Here is a 20,267-nt window from a genome sequence, read left to right on the forward strand (position 1 = left end):
AGAGTACGGTGCAGGAGAACACAGGCGCAGGATATCCGGGGGATGCCGGCGTTACCGACGACTTTGACCTCGCCGGTGTCCCGGACGCTTTCCAGCGCCTGTGGACTCCGCACCGCATGGCCTACATCAAAGGCGGCCAGCACCAGTTCAAGAACGAAAACGACTGCCCGTTCTGCGTTGGGCCTGCACGTACCGATGAGGAAGCACTGATCGTCTACCGGGGAAAGACCTGCTACGTGGTGCTGAACCTGTTTCCGTATAACCCCGGGCACCTGTTGGTCTGCCCGTACCGCCACGTCCCGGACTACACGGACCTGACGGTGGAGGAGACAGCCGAGTTCGCCGAGCTGACCCAGACCGCCATGCGGGTGCTGCGGAAGGTTTCGAATCCGGGCGGTTTCAACCTGGGCATGAACCAGGGCGTGGTGGGCGGGGCCGGCATCGCCGCGCACCTGCACCAGCACATTGTTCCCCGGTGGGGCGGCGACGGGAACTTCTTTCCCATCATCGCCCAGACCAAGGCGATCACGCAGACCCTTGATGAGGTCCGCCAGCAGGTTGCCGACGCCTGGCCCGGGGAGACGGATGCTGAATAAGCATGCGCGCGGGTTCTTCACTGCGCTGTTCACCCCGTTTGCCCGCTGGCTCCTGCGCATTGGCGTTTCACCCGACGCCGTCACGATCATCGGCACGGCCGGTGTGGTGGTGGGAGCCCTCGTCTTCTACCCCCTGGGCCAGCTCTGGTGGGGAACGCTGTTCATCACAGCGTTTATCTTCTCCGACGTCCTTGACGGCATCATGGCCAGGATGCAGGCGGTGGGCGGCCGGTGGGGCAACTTCCTCGACTCCACCCTGGACAGGATCGCCGACGGTGCCCTGTTCGCGGGCCTCGCCGTATGGTTCTTCACCGGCGGAGCCAATGTTCCCATCGCGATGATGGCCACCGTCTGCCTTGTCCTGGGCATGGTGGTGTCCTATGCCAGGGCAAAAGCGGAGTCCCTTGGCTTCACCGCGAACGTCGGCATCGCCGAACGGGCGGAGCGCCTGGTTTCGGTTCTGGTGGTCACCGGATTTACCGGTTTGGGGCTTCCGAGTGTGGTGTTGCTGGTGACACTTTCGCTGCTTGCCCTCGCCAGCTTCATCACGGTGGTCCAGCGTGTGGTTTCGGTCCGCCGCCAGGCTCTTGCGGAACCGTCCCCGGCGGATTAACACGAATTGAGCCGGCCGGCCGCGGTGAGACTAGTATTAGGACTGCCCGGTCAATGGATCCGGCAACCCGGTGTGTGTAAACATGGCATCTCCTTGCCGCCCTGCACGCCCGGCGAATGTCATCTATCTACCCATAGGGGTTTTTGTGTCTACACCTGATGTAAGCAACGAGGCCGGTTCGTCCGCGAACAGCGTCACGGGCAGCAGCCGCGTGAAGCGGGGCATGGCTGAGATGCTCAAGGGCGGCGTCATCATGGACGTCGTCAACGTCGAACAGGCCCGCATCGCCGAAGATGCCGGTGCTGTTGCTGTGATGGCGCTGGAACGCGTTCCGGCCGATATCCGCGCCCAGGGCGGCGTGTCCCGCATGTCCGATCCCGACATGATCGACCAGATCATCGACGCCGTGTCCATCCCGGTCATGGCCAAGGCCCGCATCGGCCACTTCGTCGAGGCCCAGATCCTGCAGTCCCTGGGCGTGGACTACATCGACGAGTCCGAGGTCCTGACCCCGGCCGACTACGTCAACCACATCGACAAGTGGAACTTCAAGGTTCCCTTCGTCTGCGGTGCCACCAACCTCGGTGAGGCACTGCGCCGCATCAACGAGGGCGCTGCGATGATCCGCTCCAAGGGCGAGGCCGGCACCGGCGACGTCTCCAACGCCACCGGGCACATGCGCCAGATCCGCTCCGAGATCGCCAAGCTCGCCGCCCTGCCCGAGGACGAACTCTACGTCGCGGCCAAGGAACTGCAGGCCCCGTACGAACTGGTCAAGGAAGTCGCCGCTGCCGGCAAGCTTCCGGTGGTGCTGTTCACCGCCGGCGGCATCGCCACCCCGGCCGACGCCGCTATGATGATGCAGCTCGGCGCTGACGGCGTATTCGTCGGCTCCGGCATCTTCAAGTCCGGCAACCCCGCCCAGCGCGCGGCCGCCGTCGTGAAGGCCACCACCTTCTATGATGACCCCGACGTCATCGCCAAGGCCTCCCGCGGCCTCGGCGAAGCCATGGTGGGCATCAACGTCGACGAGATCCCCCAGCCGCACCGCCTCGCCGAGCGCGGCTGGTAGTCCTCTTCTCTGGCGCCTTTCGGGGCCCCGGGCGGCGTCATCCTCTGCGTGCTATTCCCCGCGCCCTCCTGGCAGCTTTCGTAGCTGGTTGGGGCGCGGGGGCCCTTTTACGCACGCTGCCGGATAACGCCGTCCGTCGCTAAGTGGTCGCCTTGCGTCTTTATGTACGACGCCGGTTCCTCACCTTTTCTTGGTGGGGGACCGGCGTCGTACTTCTTTAAGCGGTGTGGGGAGTGGGGTTACTCGAGGCCGCGGCGCTTTAGGAGGGGGTCCAGCCTTGCTTCGCGGCCTCGGAGGGTTCGGAAGGACTCCAGGGGATCCCTGCTGTTTCCGCGGGACAACAGCTCCTGCCGGAAGCGTTCGCCGTTGGCGCGGGTGAGCCCGCCGTTCTCGGTGAACCAGTCCACCGTTTCGGCGTCCAGCACCTCGCTCCAGATGTAGGAGTAATATCCGGCGGCGTACCCGGCGCCGGCGAAGACGTGCTGGAAGTATCCCGTGCGGTAGCGCGGCGGGATCAGGGCATGGGCGATGCCGGCGGCCGCAAGTGCCTTGTCCTCGAAAGCCACTGCGTCCTCAGGCACATCGTCGGCGCCCAGGACATGCCAGGCCAGGTCGAGCAGGGCCGCCCCCAAGTACTCCGTCGTGGCAAAGCCCTCGCCCCACAGCTGTGATTCCTGAAGTTTGTCCACAATGTCCTGGGCGAGCGGCTCCCCGGATTTGTAGTGTTTGGCGTAGTTCGCCAGCACCTCCGGCCACATGATCCACATCTCGTTGACCTGGGACGGGTACTCGACAAAATCCCGGGGGACAGCGGTGCCGGAGAACCTCGGATAGGTCACGTCCGAGAACAACCCGTGGAGTGCATGGCCGAATTCGTGGAACATGGTCCGCAGTTCGTCGAGGGTCAGCATTGTGGCTTCGCCCGCCGGCGGCTTGGAGATGTTCAGGTTGTTGATGACAACTGGTCTTGTTCCCAGCAGCTCCGACTGTTCCACCAGCGAATTCATCCAGGCACCCCCGCGCTTGGATTCCCGCGTGTAGTAGTCGCCCAGGAACAGGCCCAAAGCGCTGCCGTCCTCGTTCCGGACCTCCCAGACACGGACATCCGGGTGGTAGCCGGCCAGGTCCGTCCGTTCCTGGAAGGCTATGCCGTAAAGGGATGTTGCGGCGAAAAAGACACCGTCAGTGAGGACCCGCTCCAGCTCGAAGTATGGACGAAGTGCCTGCTCGTCCACCTCGTATTTCTCCCGCCGGACCTTTGCAGAGTAGAAGGCCCAATCCCAGGCCTCCAGGGGGTGTCCGGCTGACTCGGCAAGGGCGGCGGCTTCGCGGTCGGCATTGCGGACTGCCGCCGGTGCCATACGGTTCAGCATCGACTGGACCGAGTCAAAATCGGGCGCGGTCTGGCGGTCCACCACCAGTTCTGCGTAGTTGGCGAAGCCCAGCAAAGCCGCCTTTTCGGCACGGAGTCCCGCCATGGACCGGGCCAACTCCAGGACGTCGAGGTTCCCGCCGCTGCTCCCGCGGGCCACCGAGGCCTCAAAGAGCCGACGACGGATGTCCCGGTTCTCAAGGACGGCGAGGGCGGGCTGGTTGGTGGGCTGGATCAGCGTCAGGAGGAACTTCCCAGGGTGCCCCGCAGCACGGGCAGCTTCCGCGGCCCGTGCCACGTCGTCGGCAGGCATCCCGGCCAGGTCCGCGGCGTCTTCAAGCAGGAGGGCTGCCGACTTCATCCCTTCCTTAACCCGCTGGCCGAACTCTGTGCCCAACCGGGAGAGTTCTGCGTTGAGCTCCCTGAGCCGCGCCTGCCCGGCCGCGTCCAGCTGGATGCCGGACTGCCGGAATTCCTTCAGATACTCTTCCACCAGGCGCCCGGACTCGGCATCGAGGCCGGAAGTATCGAGGGCAGCAAAGCGCTCGTACAGCGCCCGGTTCAGGAAAATCTCGTCCTGGTGGGCTGAAAAGCGGGGCGAGAGTTCCGTTTCAAGATCCCGGATGTCATCTGTAGCATCCGCGGACACCAGGGTGAAGAAGGCGGCAGAAGCCCTTTGCAGCAACTGGCCGGACCGCTCCATCGCCACCGCCGTGTTCTCAAAGGTGGCCGGTTCGGGGTTCTCCGCAATGGCCTGGATTTCGGCCAGGTGCCCCGCGAACCCGGCCTCTGCGGCCTCCGCATAATGCGAGGTTTGGAGGTCAGCAAAGGGAGGCAGGCCGAACGGAAGCGGACTGGGATGGAGCAGGGGGTTTGTCATGACGTAAATCTTCCACACGGGCCACGCCTTCTCAACGGCCTCCAAATGCCCGTGGCGGCCGGCCACAATACCTACAATGACGGCTATGGGGATTAGTTGGGGTGGTGCCGCCGCGCGCGCCGGCGCCACCGTCTGCGCATTGTTCGCAGCTGCTGCACTGGCCGGCTGCGGGTTGGTGGCTGAGCAGAACGGGCAGACCCCCAGGCCCGCAGTTTCCAGTTCCGAAGCAGCCGGTTCGGGGACACCAGCCTCAACTCCGGCCCCCAGCCCCACCCCGACGCCTGCTCCCACCCCTGGCAAGGGCCCGGCCTGCCCGCTGCTGCGGTGCACATCGGTCCTGGTCACCGGCGACATGCTGGTCCACACCCAGCTCTGGCAGCAGGCGCAGCAGGATGCGGCCGCAGCGGGGAAGCCCGGCTACGATTTCGGGCCGCTGCTGGAAGGGCAACGCCGGTACATCAACGGCAGCGACCTTGCCATCTGCCACCAGGAAACACCCGTGGCCGGTCCGGAAGGCCCGTTCTCGGCGTACCCGTCCTTCAACGTCCCGCCGCAGATCATCACAGCATCCAAGAATGTGGGGTATCAGGCATGCACCACCGCCAGCAACCACACCATCGACCGTGGCACGGACGGACTGCTGCGCACCCTTGATGCCCTCGATGCCGCCGGCCTTAAACACACTGGTTCCTACCGGACCGAAAATGAGTCCCAAGGGATCCTCATCATGCAGACACCGGCCGCGAAGGTAGCGGTCATCGAGGCCGCCTACGGGCTCAACGGGCTGGTCCCCGACTACCCGTGGCAAGTGGACATGCTGGACGCCCCGGCCATGATTGCCAAGGCCGTGAAGGCGCGGGAACTCGGGGCCGACATCGTCCTGGGAGCGATGCATGCCGGGGAGGAGTATGCCAGCGAACCGAACGCCCAGCAGCAGGAGGTGGCGCATGCGCTGGTGGACAGCGGGCAGTTCAACCTGGTCTACGGGCACCACACCCACTCGGTGCTGCCCATCGAAAACTACAAGGGCACCTGGATTGTGTACGGCCTCGGCAACGGCATCACCGAGCTGTCACCGTGGTACGTGGTCAACAATGAGGGCCTGCTGGTCAGGGTGCAGTTTGGCCAGGACGCCGCCGGGAAGTGGTCAGCCACCGATATGGCCTGGGCTCCATCGGTGATGGTCCGGGACCCCTACCGCTGGTGCCCGGTAGCGGCCGACGCTCCGCAGGGGCCCTGCGCCGGCCCGGAAGCGGACGCCGCGACCAGGCAGCGGACCACCAGCGTGGTGGAATCCCGTGGAGCCGCAGCGGCGGGGGCCCACGAACTCCTGATCACCCGCGAGCCGTAAACCGGCGCCAACGAAAGTGCCGGCGTCCGGCCGTTGAAACAAAAACGGAATCAGCGCGGGCGGCGCGCCGCGTGCTCCCTGGCGAGTTCGGCGAACCGGTCATCGGGCTGGCCCGGCTCGAACGTCCCGAATTTCCGCTCGGCAGCCGTCCGGATCAGGAAATCGGCAATCGCCGGGTTCTTCGGCAACAGCGATCCGTGCAGGTAACTCGCCACAACATTGCGGTACCGGGCGCCCTCATGGCCGTCGCTGCTGTTGTTCCCGGTGCCCTTGGCAACGGAGCCGAGGGGCCGCACCCCACTGCCGAGCCTGGTCTGACCGCTGTGGTTCTCGTAACCCAGGACTTCGCCGAACTCGGGCGTGGACACCTTGACATTCCCGATCAGGCGCTCGTCCGTGCCGTGGGTTTCCACGTCCAGAACACCGATGCCGGGGATGACGGCTCCGGTGCGCGTCTTGAAGAAGTGTCCGAAAAGCTGGTACAGCCCGCAGATGACCAGCATCGGGGCGCCGTCCTCAGCGAGGTCCTTCAGCGTTGCCGCGCGGGCCTGCAGGTCGTCCTGGATGACCAGTTGACCGCTGTCCTGGCCGCCGCCGCCCACGATGATATCCACTGCGTCCGGGAAGGGATCGCCGACGTTGTATTCGAGCAGTTCCGGGGTGTAGCCGTGCCAGCGGAGCCGCTGCTGCATGACCAGGGCGTTACCCCAGTCGCCGTAGATGTTCATGTCCCGCGGATACAGCTGCACCACCCGGATGATGCCCTTGCTTCCGTTGACGGGATCCACGCCTGCCTGGCTCATGAGACAACCTCCACGGTGGTGATTTTGGACAGCTCGCGGCGGATCGCCAGCATGGCGGTGTAGGTGCAGAAAACGCGCTTGGGCTTGCCTTGGGCCTCCCTGATGAAGGCCGCGAGGGCGGGGGCGATCTCGGTGTCCACGGCGCCGATCCGGACGTCGTCGTACTGCAGGCGCAGGGCCATGTCGTAGGCGCGGGACCCGGTCACCTGGTCCACTCCGCCCGCGCGCAGGGAATCGAATTCCACATCCCACAGCCAGGACATGTCCCGGCCGTCGGCGTAGTTGTCATTGATGGCGATCATCGTGGCGTAGCCGCCGGCGGGAAAGGACTTCAGCCCCAGCCGGAAGCCGCTCGGGTTCTTCACGAGGACGAGGTCCAGCGGCTGCCCGTCCACGGTAAGGCTCTCACCCCGGCCAAACGCCGGCTCCACCTTGGACAGCGCCTCCAGCAAGGTGGCATGGTCCGCGGTGGCTGCGCCGCCGCCGCAAATACTGCGCGCAAGCGTCAGCGCCGCCGCGGCATTAAAGATGTTGTACACCCCGCGCAGTTTCATGCCGGTGGTGACAGTGCCGCCGTCGTACTCAAATTCAGCACTGTCCGCGCCTACCTTGCGGAGTACGACGTCGGCTGCGGGCTTCTCCGGCAGGGCCGCCGGGGCGGGACTTCCGGGAGCGGCCCGCATGTCGTCGTCGTTGGGGAAGGTTCCCAGCAGGGAGTCATCGAGGCCGAAGTACTTGACCTCCTGCCCGGTCAGCGTTGCGGCGATCCGGGCAACGCGGGGATCCTCGCGGTTCAGTACCACTGTGCCCGTGGTTTTCGCGGCGATGTGCTGGAGCAGCTGGGCTGTTTTGTCGATCTCGCCGAACCGGTCCAGCTGGTCGCGCAGGACGTTCAGGAGGAGGCAGTAGCGCGGGGGCACGCTGTTGACGAAATGAACGGCGTGGGCCTCGTCCAGTTCCAGGACCGCGACGTCGGCGTCGAGCCGGCCGCGCCAGTCCACTTCGCCGAGCAGGGCCGCAGCCACGCCGCGGGTGAAGTTGCTGCCGGTGCGGTTGGTGAAAACCTTCAGGCCTTGGCTTTCCAGCAGTTCCACCACCATCTTGGTGGTGGTGGTTTTGCCGTTGGTGCCGCTGACGACGGCGACGCCGTGGGGGAGAGTGGTGAGTGTCCGCCGCATAAAGCCGGGATCGATTTTTTCGACCACCAGCCCCGGAAAGGCAGACCCGCCACCCCGGAGCCGGGAGGCGCGACGGACCAGCTTGCCGAGCGGAACACTGAAGGAGAACATAGTTCGAATATATCCCAGCAACGGCATACAGCTGCCGCTGGGGACGGCCCTGCGGACTGCGGGAAAGCGACTGCGCCGTATGCTGGATGGATGACAAATTCCCTTTCAGCGGCTTCCGCACGCGTTGGATCCGGTCTGCGGATCGGCGTGCTGGCGCTCCAAGGTGACTTCCGCGAACACCTCCGGGCCATCGAAGCGACCGGTGCGGAGGCGGTGGGAATCCGCCGCCCCAAGGAACTCGACGGCCTGGACGGCCTGGTTATTCCAGGGGGCGAATCCACCGCCATCGATAAGCTGGCCCGCGCCTTCGACCTGGCCGGGCCGCTCAAGGAACGCATCGCCGACGGCCTGCCGGTGTACGGGTCCTGCGCCGGCATGATCCTGCTGGCCGCTGACATCGCCGATCCGGCCACCGACCTCTCCGGAGCACCGCAGCAGACGTTCGGCGGACTGGACATCACAGTGCGCCGCAACGCGTTCGGCCGGCAGCGCGAGTCATTCGAGACGGACCTCGATTTCAAAGGGCTGGACTTCAGCGCCACGGAATCCGGGGTTCCGCCCGTCCACGCCGTCTTTATCCGCGGACCGTGGGTGGAGCGTGTGGGACCGGACGTCGAAATCCTGGCGCAGGTGGAGCCGGCCGATCCTGAACACGCGTCCCACGCGGTCCCGCTGCCCGGGACGGCTAGAATTGTTGCAGTGCGTTCAGGCCGGCTGCTGGCCACCTCCTTCCACCCGGAAGTGACGGGGGAGAAACGCGTACACGAACTTTTTATCCGCATGATCAGAGGAGAAGCGTAAAGCATGTCAGGCCACTCCAAATGGGCGACGACCAAGCACAAGAAGGCGATCATTGACAGCCGCCGCGCAAAGTCGTTCGCCAAGCTGATCAAGAACATCGAAGTTGCCGCGCGCATGGGCGGCCCGGACCTCGCCGGCAACCCCGGCCTGGAACTGGCCGTGACCAAGGCGAAGAAGACCTCGGTTCCCAACGACAACATCGACCGTGCCATCAAGCGCGGCGCCGGCCTCACCGGTGAAGTGGTGGACTACACCGAAATCATGTACGAAGCCCGCGGCCCGCAGGGCTCCGCACTGCTGGTCGAGTGCCTTACGGACAACAAGAACCGTGCTGCTTCCGAGGTGCGTCTGGCCATTTCGCGCAACGGCGGCACCATCGCTGATCCCGGTTCCGTAAGCTACCTCTTCGCCCGCAAGGGTGTTGTAACGCTGCCGAAGAACGGCCTCAGCGAGGACGACGTCCTGATGGCAGTGCTGGACGCCGGCGCCGAGGAGGTCAAGGACAACGGCGAGACGTTCGAGATCCACTCCGAGCCCGGTGACCTGCAGGCCATCCGCGACGCCCTCAAGGAAGCCGGCATCGAGTACGACACCGACGAAGTGGAGTTCGTCCCCTCCATGCAGGTGGAGCTCGACGTCGACGGTGCGCGCAAGTTCCTCAAGCTTGCCGATGCACTCGAGGACCTCGACGACGTCCAGAACGTTTACAGCAACGCCGACCTCAGCGACGAAGTCCAGGCTGCCCTGGAATCAGAGTGACGTCCCGCGGTGCCTGCTGAACCCCCGCGCCTGTGACGCTGCGTGTACTCGGCGTAGACCCGGGGCTGACCCGCTGCGGCATCGGCGTGGTGGACGTTGAGCGGAACAGGCGGGCCACCATGGTCGCCGTGGGCGTGGTGGGCACCTCGCCCGAGGAGACGCTGGACCAGCGCCTCCTGGTGATCGCCCTGGCCATCGACGAATGGCTGGACCGCTACGAGCCCCAGGTGCTCGCCGTCGAACGCGTCTTTTCCCAGCTCAACGTCAGCACGGTGATGGGCGTGGCCCAGGCGTCCGGCGTGGTGATCGCCGCCGCCGCGCGCCGCGGAATCCCGGTGGCGCTGCATACGCCGTCGGAAGTAAAAGCGGCCGTGACCGGCAGCGGCTCCTCCAACAAGGACGCGGTGACCAAGCTCGTCACCAAGATCCTCCGGCTCGATGCCCCGCCCCGGCCGGCTGACGCAGCAGACGCCCTGGCCCTGGCCATCACCCATGCGTGGCGTGCCGGCAGCGGCGCGGCAATTGCCACTACCGGCCCCGGCAGTTCTTCGCTGACTCCGGCCCAACGCGCATGGGCCGAGGCCGAGGCGAAAGTGCGGCGTGCCCGCTGATTGTCCTGGCTCCTTGCTAGGGTATTCGTAGATATGTTCGGATAGCCGGGCCCGCCTTCTTTCCAGATGGCGGCACGGCGGTACACCAGGAGCCCGGCCTTGATCAGTTTCCTTCGCGGAACCGTAGCGCACGTAGGCCTGTCCACGGCCGTGATCGATCTCAACGGTGCGGGCATGAGCGTTAACGCCACGCCGCAGACCCTCAGTAAGCTCCGCACGGGGGAGGAGGGCCAGCTGTTCACATCCCTCATTGTGCGTGAGGACTCGCTCACGCTTTTTGGCTTCGCGTCCGACGACGAGCGGGAAGTTTTCGACATCCTGCTCAGTGTCAGCGGGGTGGGCCCCCGGCTGGCGCTGGCAGTTCTTGCGGTCCATGATCCGGAGGCGATCCGGGTGGCGGCTCACACCGGCGACAGCAAAACCTTCACCAAAGTGCCAGGCATCGGTCCCAAGGTGGCCGGCAGGATCGTTTTGGAGCTCGCCGGAAAGCTCGTGCCGCACGGCACTGCGGCTGCAGCGGGCGCGCCTACCGCTGCGGAGGCCGCCTGGAAACCCCAGGTGGTGGCTGCGCTGACAAGCCTTGGCTGGTCGGAAAAGGACGCCTCCGCCAGCATCGACAAGGCACTGGCGGACGATCCCGAGGTTTCCTTCCGCGGCAACGTGCCGGAAATCCTGCGGACCACGCTCCGCTGGCTCGGCCAGGACGGGGCGCGTGCCGGCAACCGCGTAACCAGCCGTGGCTGAACCGTCACTGGTGGCCGCGGGGGAGGAGCCGGAAGAGCGGGCCATCGAGGCCGCCCTCCGGCCCAAGAACCTCGATGACTTTGTGGGCCAGCACCGGGTGCGGAAACAGTTGTCGCTGGTGCTGCAGGCCTCACGCATGCGGGGCCGGAGCGCTGACCACGTGCTTTTTTCGGGCCCGCCCGGGCTCGGCAAAACCACACTGGCCATGATTGTGGCATCCGAGATGAACGCGCCGCTGCGGATCAGCAGCGGCCCCGCCATCCAGCACGCAGGAGACCTGGCCGCCATCCTGTCCTCCCTGTCCGAGGGTGAGGTCCTGTTCCTGGACGAAATCCACCGGATGTCCCGGCCGGCCGAAGAAATGCTCTACATGGCCATGGAGGACTTCCGGGTGGACATCGTGGTGGGCAAGGGCGCCGGTGCCACTGCCATTCCGCTCGAACTGCCGCCGTTCACCCTCGTCGGTGCCACCACCCGTGCGGGCCTCCTGCCGGGGCCGCTGCGTGACCGGTTCGGCTTCACCGGGCACCTGGAGTTCTATTCCGTTGCCGAACTTGAGCTTGTCCTGCGGCGTTCCGCCGGGCTGCTGGACCTGAAGGTCAACTCCGCCGGATTCAGCGAGATCGCCGGCCGCTCCCGCGGTACACCGCGTATCGCCAACAGGCTGCTGCGCCGGGTCCGTGACTGGGCTCTGGTGCACGGCATCGAACAGATTGATGCTCGGGCGGCCTCCGCGGCCCTGGATATGTATGAAGTCGATAAGAAGGGGCTCGACCGGCTGGACCGGTCCGTCCTGGAAGCGCTGATTACCAAGTTCGGCGGCGGCCCCGTGGGCCTGTCCACCCTGGCCATCGCCGTCGGCGAAGAAACTGAGACCGTCGAGACGGTGGCCGAGCCCTTCCTGGTGCGCGAGGGGCTGCTGGGCCGTACGCCGCGGGGAAGGATCGCCATGGCCCCCGCCTGGACCCACCTCGGCTATGCCATCCCGTCCGGCGTTTTCGGGCAGGAGCCGCTGGACCTTTTCGATACGGCTGCGCAAGATGAGTCCGACGGCACCGACAACTGGGCCCCGCAAAGCCAGTAGCAGTCTCCCTTCAGCTTTTCCCTTTAGACTGGTATGACGCTCGGCACGTTCGGGTCTTTGTTTCGCAGGCTGCACACGCTGCCTGCGTCGCTGGGGAAGGAACCCGTCAGGCCTCTGCCTGCCTGACTGTTCTGCCCCGGCCGGAGCGAAGCCGATGTTGCTGGAAAATCAGCTAGGCAAATAAAAGGACGGAATTCCCCTTGGATCCAATGTCAATTCTCCTGTTCGTCATGCTCGGCGTGTTCATCTTCATGATGTTCCGCCGCAACAAGAAGACGCAGCAGCAGCAGGCGGAACTCCAGTCGAAGTTCGGCCCGGGCGTCGACGTGATGACCAGCTTCGGCCTCTACGGCCGGATCGTGGACATCGACGAAGCCGAGAACAAGGTCACCCTTGAACTTTCCCCCGGCAATCTCGCCACCGTACACCGCCAGGCCGTCACCAAGATTGTTGAGCCCGCTGCTGTGCCCGAGGCCGCCGCGCCGGCCGTCCCGGATGATGCCTCCTCCATCACAGGGCAGGAAATCCCCGCAGCGGAAACGGGAACCCCGGCCCAGCCGGCCGAGACTCCCGACGAGACCCTGAAGCGCCTCAATGACGAGGGCAAGAAGGACAACTAGTCCCCTGTTAGCGCTTTTCAACACCTCTACGGCTGCGGAATACCGCCAGTGCCGGTAAAACCAGGCACCGGCGGTTCCTGACGTGAATAAGAGAAAGATCAACAATGGCACGAACTGGCCCTAAGAAACCAGGCCTCAGGGTCCTGGTCTGGCTCGGCGTCATCATCGTCGCGCTGACTGCTGTCCTGGCGGGCGGCACCCTGGCCGGGAAGGCAAGCTGGGCGCCCAAGCTGGCCCTGGACCTCGAAGGCGGCACCCAGATGATCCTGGCGCCCAAGGTTGAGGGCGGTTCGGACATCAACGAAGAACAGCTCAACCAGGCTGTGGCGATCATCCGCCAGCGCGTGGACGGCTCCGGTGTTGCCGAAGCCGAGATCAGCACCCAGTCCGGGCGCAATGTTGTGGTCAGCCTTCCGGGCACCCCTTCAAGCCAGACGCGCGACCTCATCCAGGCCTCCGCGGACATGAACTTCCGTCCCGTCCTGCTTAACGGGGCAGGCGCGGCCGTCCCGGAGGAGTCGCGGGCACCGGAAGACCAGCTGCCGAAGCCGACGGCGGAACCCGCCAACAGCAGCGACACGAACTGGATCACGCCGGAAATCTACCGCCAGTTCGAAGCCCTCGACTGCGACAACCCCTCCCAGGACAAGCAGGAACGCTCAGACCCGGCCAAGCCGCTGGTCACCTGTGAGCCTGCATCCGGGAACAACCCCGCGATCAAGTACATCCTGGGTCCGGTAGAGGTCAAGGGCAGCAACATCGTCACCTCCTCCTTCCAGCTCCAGCAGGGTGCGCAGGGTGCCGTTACGAACGAATGGGCAGTCAACATCCAGTTCGACGGCGAAGGCACCAGTAAGTTCAAAGAGGTCACCGAACGCCTGAACCAGTTCTACGTGGCTGCCGGCGGGCAATCGGGCAACGACCCCAAGGCGCAGTTTGCCATCGTGCTCGATGACCAGGTCATTTCCGCTCCCCGTTCGCTTGCCGTCATCACCGACGGCCGCCCCCAGATCACTGGCGGCTTCACCGAACAGACGGCCAAGGCGCTCTCGGACCAGCTCCGGTTCGGTGCCCTCCCCATCAGCTTCGAGATTCAAAGCGAGCAGCAGATTTCCGCCACCCTCGGTGGTGAACAGCTGCGCATGGGCCTCCTCGCGGGCCTGATCGGCCTGCTCCTGGTGGTGGTCTACTCGCTGTTCCAGTACCGGGCCCTTGGTTTCGTGACCATCGCCTCGCTGGTGGTCGCCGGCATCCTGACCTACCTGGCTATCGCCATCCTGGGCTGGACGGAAAACTACCGGCTGTCCCTGGCAGGCGTAGCGGGCATCATCGTTGCCATCGGCCAGACTGCGGACTCGTTCATCGTCTACTTCGAACGCATCCGCGATGAGCTCCGTGAAGGGCGCGGGCTGGTGTCCGCCGTCGAAAACGGCTGGAAGCGTGCCAAGCGGACCGTCCTGGCCTCGAAGGCTGTCAACCTGCTTGCGGCACTGGTCCTGTACTTCGTGGCCGTCGGCAACGTGCGCGGCTTCGCCTTCACCTTGGGCTTGACCGCGATCGCTGACCTCATCGTGGTGTTTATGTTCACCCACCCGACGCTGCAACTGCTGGCCCGCACCCGGTTCTTCGGTGAAGGACACAGGTTCTCCGGCCTCGACCCCAAGCGCCTCGGCGCAGTTCCGCTGTACCGCGGCGCGGGCCGCCTCCGCACACCCGAAGACCGGCCCGCCGTTGCAGTCAGAGCCAAGAATGCAGGCGCCACGGCCGAGGCCGAACGCCGAATGACCATTGCCGAGCGCCGACTGGCGCAGAAGCAGGCGGAGCTGGCCGGCTCCTCGAAGTCTGCTGCGAAGGAGAACAAGTAATGCCAAGCTTCGCGACTTTCGGTAATGAGCTCTACACCGGCAAGCGCTCCTACAACTTCGTAGGGGCCAAGAAGATCTGGTTCATCATCGCGGCCGTGGCCGTTGCCCTGTCCATCCTCATCCCGGTGGCCAAGGGCGGCTTCAACCTCGGTATTGAATTCCGGGGCGGATCCGAGTTCACGGTCTCGAACGTCAAGAGTACGGACGCCACGGTAGGCGAGGAGGCCGTCACCAGTGTGGTGGCCGGCAGCGTGCCACGCGTCGCCAATGTGGCCGGGACCACCATGCGGATCCAGACCGACAAACTCACCGACGATGAAACCCTTCGCATCAAAGAGGGCCTGACCACGGCTTACGGAGTCACGGACAACGAGGTGACCTCGACCTTTGTGGGACCCACCTGGGGTGCTGACGTCACCAAGCAGGCGCTGCTCGGCCTGGTGATTTTTGTGCTCCTTGCCGCGGTGCTGATGGCGTTGTACTTCCGCACCTGGAAGATGTCGCTCTCGGCCATTGCGGGCATGGTGGTGACCATGTTCGTAACAGCCGGAGTGTACGCGCTCAGCGACTTCGAAGTGACCCCGTCAGCGATTATCGGGTTCCTCACCGTCCTGAGCTACTCGCTCTATGACACGGTGGTGGTGTTCGACAAGATCCGTGAGAATACGGCTGAGCTTGACGCATCAACACGGCGCACTTTCGCGGAGGAAGTCAACCTGGCCGTGAACCAGACCCTGGTCCGTTCGATCAACACCATGATGGTGGCCATCCTTCCGGTCGGCGCCATCTTGTTCATCGGTGCCGGACTCCTGGGCGCGGGAACGCTGCGCGACCTCTCGCTTGCCCTGTTCGTTGGCATCCTGATCGGCACTGCGGCCACCATTTTCGTTGCCGCTCCGATGTATGCCTGGCTGCGGCAGAACGAGCCGGACCTCGTCAGGCAGGCCAAGCGAGTCGAGCAGCGCCGTGCTAGTGCTGAGCGTTCCGCGGCTCCGGCGGAGCCCGCCCAGGCCTAGGTTTTTCGCAGGGGCCGGACGGTGTCAGAATCCTGACGCCGTCCGGCCCTGGCTGTTTTAAGAGCCGGTTATAAAACTCCTTCGGGTGAGGAATAGACTGGGGTAATTAAACGGTCATGAGGGGTGCTTCATTGGAAGAACGTTCTGCGTCGCTGCCGACGGCACAAGGAGATCAGGGTCCGGCCGGTGTGCAGACCGGCCAGGCTGCTTCCGCGCGCGCAGGTTCGTTGGTCCCGGTGGACAACTCCGGTTCCCGCCCCACTTTTCCCGGCCGCCGGGAACGCACCAGGTCACGGCTCGCCCGGCTGACAGGCCGGAGTGCCGCAAACTATTCACCCATCCTCGAACCACTGCTGAGGACGGTCCGGGCCAACAATCCCAAAGAGGATTTTGACCTCATCCAGCGCGCGTTCGACGTCGCGGAACGGAGCCATCGCGGGCAGAAACGCAAGAGCGGTGACCCCTACATCACCCACCCGGTGGCTGTGGCCACCATCCTCGCCGAGCTGGGACTCAGTGGAACCACCCTGGCAGCGGCTCTGCTGCATGACACCGTCGAGGACACGCCGTACACACTCGCTGACCTGAAGCGTGACTTCGGTCCGGAAGTGGCGATGCTCGTTGACGGTGTGACCAAGCTGGACAAAGTCAGCTTCGGCGAAGCGGCACAGTCCGAGACAGTCCGCAAGATGGTTGTGGCCATGGCCAAGGACATCCGGGTGCTGATGATCAAACTCGCCGACCGGCTCCACAACGCCCGCACGTGGCGCTTCGTTTCAGCCGAATCTTCGGCACGAAAAGCGCGCGAAACCCTCGAAATCTTTGCCCCGCTGGCGCACCGGCTGGGCATGAACACCATCAAATGGGAACTGGAAGACCTGTCCTTCGCGGCGCTCTACCCCAAGGTGTACGAAGAGATCGTCCGGATGGTGGGGGACCGGACTCCGGAGCGCGAGAAGAGCCTGGGCGTCATCCGGGACCAGATTACTGAAGACCTCCGCACGGCCAAGATCAAGGCAACCATCACCGGCCGGCCCAAGCACTACTACTCGATTTACCAGAAGATGATTGTCCGCGACAAGGACTTCGACGACATCAATGACCTCATGGGTGTCCGTGTCCTGGTGGACTCCGTCCGGGACTGTTACGCAGCCCTCGGCACCATGCACTCGCGCTGGAACCCGCTGCCCGGCAGGTTCAAGGACTACATCGCGATGCCCAAATTCAACATGTACCAGTCCCTGCACACCACGGTGATCGGTCCTGGCGGCAAGCCGGTGGAAATCCAGATCCGGACGCATGAGATGCACCGACGCGCCGAGTACGGTGTCGCCGCGCACTGGAAGTACAAGGACCAGCCCAACCGTACCGCGGTCGGCCCCGGAAGCCCGCGCGACGGCGACATGGGCTGGCTGCGGTCCCTGGTGGACTGGCAGCAGGAAACCTCCGACCCGGGGGAGTTCCTCGATTCCCTGCGGTTCGAGATCAACGCGCGGGAAGTTTTCGTCTTCACCCCCAAGGGCGAAGTCATGGCCCTGCCGGCCGGATCCACCCCTGTGGACTTCGCCTACGCTGTCCATACCGAGGTGGGTCACCGGACCATCGGCGCCCGGGTTAATGGAAAGCTCGTTCCGCTCAACAGCGAGTTGAACCACGGCGACTGGGTGGAGATCTTCACCTCCAAGGCTGAAGGAGCAGGGCCCAGCCAGGACTGGCAGCACTTCGTCAAGAGCGCCCGGGCCCGCAACAAGATCCGGCAGTGGTTCAGCAAGGAACGCCGTGAAGAGGCGATCGACCGCGGCAAGGAACTCCTGACCCGTGCCATGCGGAAACAGAACCTGCCCCTGCAGCGCCTGATGACGCATGAGGCGCTGGCCGCAGTGGCAGAGGACTTCAAGTACGTTGACATCTCCGGGTTGTACGCGGGAGTGGGGGACGGGCATACCTCCGCCCAGGCGGTCATGGAGAAGCTCGTCGAGAGCCTTGGCGGGAACGAAAGTACCGACGACGACATCACCGAAGTCAGCATCCCCACGCAGGTTACGAAGGCAAAGTTCTCCGACTCCGGTGTTGTGGTCCGTGGCGTGGGCGACGTCTGGGTGAAGCTGGCCCGCTGCTGTACGCCTGTTCCTCCGGACCCGATCCTCGGGTTTGTGACGAGAGGCTCGGGCGTGTCCGTGCACCGGACGGACTGCACCAACATCTCCGACCTGAAGGACCAGCCGGACCGGATCGTTGATGTGGATTGGGCGCCCACGCAGTCCAGTGTGTTCCTGGTGGAGATCCAGGTGGAGGCGCTGGACCGCAAATCGCTGCTCTCCGACGTCACACGCGTGCTCTCCGAGAACCACGTCAACATCCTGGCAGCCAGCGTCCATACCTCCAGCGACCGCGTTGCCATTTCAAAGTTCGCCTTCGAGATGGGTGACCCCAAGTACCTGCACCACGTCCTGAGTGCTGTCCGCCGGATTGACGGTGTTTTCGACGTCTACCGCACCACGGGGAACAAGCGCCGGAACTAGCTGCGCCAGCTTTTCCAGTGCCGCCCTTTTGTGGGGGACCCGGGGGCTGGCCTCGATGGCCAGGATCAGCAACCGCAGGCGCACATCGTTCTGCGGGCGCGCCAGCAAACTTTCGAGGGTGGGGATGGCCCGCTCCGCCTCTACATGCAGGGCTACGTCAAGCGCAGTGCGCAGCGGACTGGAGACCATCAAACCGCCCAGGCTGACAACATCGAACGGCCCGAGCTTCACTTCGTGCAGGCTGCAGCCCCGGGTGTTGCGCAGGCTCGAAACACGGCGCTTGGCATCAACCAGCAGTGCCAACCGGTCTGGTTCGGCCGCGCAGCCATAGATCCAGGCCGCCGTCATCCGCCCGGCCACTACCCGTTGGCGCACGGCTGCCGGAACCGCTCCAGCGGCTGCCCGTGCCCGGAGTTGCGGGGTGGCCGTGCTTCCAGGCAGCGCGTAACCGTGCTGATGGAACCGGGTCAGCAGGCCGTCGGCGGCCAGCGCCTGAAGCTCCGGGAAGGCAAACGGCATGCCCGGAGCATAAAGCTCGGGGAAGCGCGGCAGTGGTTCCGGGCTGGAGGAGGAATCCGCGCCGTGGGCGGCGGCGGGAGGTGCCGTGGGTGTCGCCATCCACCCATCCTGCCCCGATGGCGTTAACCGGCACAGGCCCGGTTCCGGTTATGTGGATAACCGGAACCGGGCCTGCATTGACAAACAGCCGGCGCGAAAAGGGCTAGGACAATTCGCTGGCAGACCGCTGGATCTGGTCCAGCCAGGCCTGGCGTGCTTCCAGGGCTTCCTGGGCTGCCTTGATCTTGCGCTGGTCACCGGTCTTTTCGGCCGTCGCGAGGTCTTCCTGGAGCCCCGCGATGGCGGATTCCAGCTGTGACAGGGCGCTGTTGGTGCGTGCCTTCCGCTCCGGGTTGGACCGCTGCCACTGTTCTTCCTCGGCGTGGCGGACTGCGTCCTCCACCTTCCGCAGCCCGGCCTCAACGCGTCCCATGTCCGCGCGCGGGACCTTGCCGGCCTCTTCCCAGCGGTCCCGGATCGACTGCAGGGCCTTCTTGGCAGCAGTCAGGTCCTTCACCGGGAGAATGCCGTTGGCTTCGGTCAGGAGCGCTTCCTTGACCGTGAGGTTGGAGGCATATTCCTGGTCGATCTCATCATTTGCGGCCTGGCGCGCCGTGAAGAAGGCATCCTGGGCGGCGCGGAACCGGGCCCAGAGGGCGTCGTCGTCCTTGCGGCTGGCCCGCGGGGAGGCCTTCCACTGATCCATCAGGCGCCGGTACTCGCCGGCGGCGAATCCCCAGTCGGTGGAGGTGGACAAGGCTTCGGCCTCGGCGATCAGCTTTTCCTTGGCTGACTTGGCAGCAGAGTTGTTACTGTCCAGCTGCGAGAAGTAGGCGCGGCGGTGACGGTCAAAAACAGTGCGGGCGGCACGGAACCGCTTCCACAGGGCGTCCTCGTTGCTTCGGCCCAGGCGGACTCCGCTCTTCTGGGCAGTCTTCCAGCTCTCGAACAGCTCGTTCATCCGGGCGCTGGAGGTCTTCCACTGCGTTTGGGTGGGATCCTGGCCGGAGATTTCCTCGGCTTCGGCAACGATGGCCTCGCGGGCAGCGAGCTCGGAGGCGCGGACGGCGTCATGCTCGGCCTTCTCCGCCTTTTCGAGTTCAGCGATCTGCGTGGACAACGCATCGAGCCGTGCCTCGGCAGACCTAAGGTCTCCCACCATGTTGCGCTCGGCGAGCTGCTCACGCAGGTGCGTGACGGTCTTTTGCATGTCGGTGCTGGGGGCCTTTGAGCTGACGCGCTGTTCGAGCAGCACGATCTGGGCCACCACATCGTCATATTTCCGCGCGAAGTACGCCAGCGCCTCGTCGTCACTGACCCCCGGGTACTGGCCCACGGGGTGTTCCGCGCCGTCGATGGTCAAAAAGACGTGTCCATCGCCCTCTACGCGGCCCCACTTCGACGCTTCTGCCAGCGACGTTGCCGGCGCTGCGGGAACCGCTGCTGCAGCAGGTGCAGCGGCAGGCTTGGGGCGGGACGCGAAGGCGGCCGGAGAAGGTGCCGGGCGGGGTGCCGGTGCCGGGGAAGTGCTTTCCGGGGCATTGCTTTCCTCGGCTGGGCCCTCACTGGCGCCGCTTTCCGGGGCATTCTCCACGGGAGCTTCCGTTACGGGATCGCTGGCTGCAGGTGCAACTTCCTCGGCGGCGGGTGCCGCCGTCCCGGTCAGGTCTGTTGCTGTTTCGTCGGATTTCTGACTGTCTGTCACCGCTAA

18 protein-coding genes are annotated in these 20,267 nt (G+C 65.0%); 13 read left to right on the forward strand and 5 right to left on the reverse strand.

Features of this window, described 5'->3' with window-relative positions; all coding sequences use genetic code 11:
• Positions 1–8 precede the first annotated feature (8 nt).
• From QRN11_RS05410 to pdxS, 3 genes are all read left to right on the forward strand, one after another.
• Positions 9–596: an HIT family protein gene (locus tag QRN11_RS05410; RefSeq protein WP_091419818.1), complete on the forward strand. Its 588-nt coding sequence runs from the start codon at positions 9–11 to the stop codon at positions 594–596.
• Positions 586–1,209, forward strand: coding sequence for a phosphatidylinositol phosphate synthase (pgsA, locus tag QRN11_RS05415; RefSeq protein ID WP_091419820.1), 624 nt, complete (start codon positions 586–588; stop codon positions 1,207–1,209). Before QRN11_RS05410 ends, pgsA begins: the two co-directional genes overlap by 11 nt.
• Positions 1,210–1,354: 145 nt before the next feature.
• Positions 1,355–2,281, forward strand: a complete 927-nt coding sequence (pdxS, locus tag QRN11_RS05420; protein WP_091419821.1) for a pyridoxal 5'-phosphate synthase lyase subunit PdxS — start codon at positions 1,355–1,357, stop codon at positions 2,279–2,281.
• Between the two features lie 239 nt (positions 2,282–2,520).
• Here the strand turns inward: pdxS and QRN11_RS05425 are convergent, their stop codons facing one another.
• Positions 2,521–4,533, reverse strand: coding sequence for a M3 family metallopeptidase (locus tag QRN11_RS05425; RefSeq protein WP_285250186.1), 2,013 nt, complete (start codon positions 4,531–4,533; stop codon positions 2,521–2,523).
• 85 nt (positions 4,534–4,618) lie between these two features.
• Between QRN11_RS05425 and QRN11_RS05430 the strand changes: the two genes are divergently transcribed.
• Complete coding sequence (locus QRN11_RS05430) at positions 4,619–5,884, forward strand: CapA family protein (protein ID WP_502935013.1); 1,266 nt, start codon at positions 4,619–4,621, stop codon at positions 5,882–5,884.
• 50 nt (positions 5,885–5,934) lie between these two features.
• On the opposite strand, the gene QRN11_RS05435 is transcribed toward QRN11_RS05430, so the two are convergent.
• Both QRN11_RS05435 and QRN11_RS05440 read right to left on the reverse strand, forming a co-directional pair.
• Positions 5,935–6,687 carry a type 1 glutamine amidotransferase gene (locus QRN11_RS05435; RefSeq protein WP_285250188.1) on the reverse strand — a complete coding sequence of 251 codons (753 nt, stop codon included), beginning with the start codon at positions 6,685–6,687 and terminating at the stop codon, positions 5,935–5,937.
• Positions 6,684–7,976, reverse strand: coding sequence for a Mur ligase family protein (locus tag QRN11_RS05440; protein ID WP_285250189.1), 1,293 nt, complete (start codon positions 7,974–7,976; stop codon positions 6,684–6,686). Before QRN11_RS05440 ends, QRN11_RS05435 begins: the two co-directional genes overlap by 4 nt.
• A gap of 90 nt (positions 7,977–8,066) precedes the next feature.
• Here QRN11_RS05440 and pdxT point away from each other — a divergent pair, with 90 nt between their 5' ends.
• From pdxT to QRN11_RS05485, 9 genes are all read left to right on the forward strand, one after another.
• On the forward strand, positions 8,067–8,777 hold the full coding sequence (gene pdxT, locus QRN11_RS05445; RefSeq protein ID WP_285250190.1) for a pyridoxal 5'-phosphate synthase glutaminase subunit PdxT: 711 nt from the start codon (positions 8,067–8,069) through the stop codon (positions 8,775–8,777).
• A gap of 3 nt (positions 8,778–8,780) precedes the next feature.
• Complete coding sequence (locus QRN11_RS05450) at positions 8,781–9,536, forward strand: YebC/PmpR family DNA-binding transcriptional regulator (RefSeq protein ID WP_091419830.1); 756 nt, start codon at positions 8,781–8,783, stop codon at positions 9,534–9,536.
• Positions 9,537–9,568: 32 nt separating this feature from the next.
• The gene (gene ruvC, locus QRN11_RS05455; protein ID WP_091419831.1) at positions 9,569–10,147 is read left to right on the forward strand and encodes a crossover junction endodeoxyribonuclease RuvC; all 579 of its coding nucleotides are present in this window, start codon (positions 9,569–9,571) and stop codon (positions 10,145–10,147) included.
• A 99-nt stretch (positions 10,148–10,246) separates the two neighbouring features.
• Positions 10,247–10,891, forward strand: coding sequence for a Holliday junction branch migration protein RuvA (ruvA, locus tag QRN11_RS05460; RefSeq protein ID WP_285250191.1), 645 nt, complete (start codon positions 10,247–10,249; stop codon positions 10,889–10,891).
• Positions 10,884–11,975, forward strand: a complete 1,092-nt coding sequence (gene ruvB / locus QRN11_RS05465) for a Holliday junction branch migration DNA helicase RuvB (protein ID WP_091419835.1) — start codon at positions 10,884–10,886, stop codon at positions 11,973–11,975. Before ruvA ends, ruvB begins: the two co-directional genes overlap by 8 nt.
• Positions 11,976–12,184: 209 nt before the next feature.
• Positions 12,185–12,595 carry a preprotein translocase subunit YajC gene (gene yajC, locus QRN11_RS05470; RefSeq protein ID WP_091419836.1) on the forward strand — a complete coding sequence of 137 codons (411 nt, stop codon included), beginning with the start codon at positions 12,185–12,187 and terminating at the stop codon, positions 12,593–12,595.
• Between the two features lie 104 nt (positions 12,596–12,699).
• Positions 12,700–14,460: a protein translocase subunit SecD gene (gene secD / locus QRN11_RS05475; protein WP_091419838.1), complete on the forward strand. Its 1,761-nt coding sequence runs from the start codon at positions 12,700–12,702 to the stop codon at positions 14,458–14,460.
• A complete protein-coding gene (secF, locus tag QRN11_RS05480; RefSeq protein WP_091419839.1) occupies positions 14,460–15,476 on the forward strand; it encodes a protein translocase subunit SecF in 1,017 nt (338 codons plus the stop codon). The genes secD and secF overlap by 1 nt, the downstream gene beginning before the upstream one ends.
• Positions 15,477–15,607: 131 nt before the next feature.
• Positions 15,608–17,998, forward strand: a complete 2,391-nt coding sequence (locus QRN11_RS05485; RefSeq protein WP_142059349.1) for a RelA/SpoT family protein — start codon at positions 15,608–15,610, stop codon at positions 17,996–17,998.
• Here QRN11_RS05485 and QRN11_RS05490 read toward each other — a convergent pair.
• Positions 17,879–18,616, reverse strand: a complete 738-nt coding sequence (locus tag QRN11_RS05490; protein WP_181762576.1) for a type IV toxin-antitoxin system AbiEi family antitoxin — start codon at positions 18,614–18,616, stop codon at positions 17,879–17,881. The genes QRN11_RS05485 and QRN11_RS05490 overlap by 120 nt on opposite strands.
• A 103-nt stretch (positions 18,617–18,719) precedes the next feature.
• Complete coding sequence (locus QRN11_RS05495) at positions 18,720–20,261, reverse strand: DUF349 domain-containing protein (protein WP_142059347.1); 1,542 nt, start codon at positions 20,259–20,261, stop codon at positions 18,720–18,722.
• Positions 20,262–20,267: the final 6 nt, after the last annotated feature.

Origin of the sequence: Pseudarthrobacter sp. fls2-241-R2A-168, from assembly GCF_030209335.1 — a bacterium.
Lineage (GTDB): Bacteria > Actinomycetota > Actinomycetes > Actinomycetales > Micrococcaceae > Arthrobacter.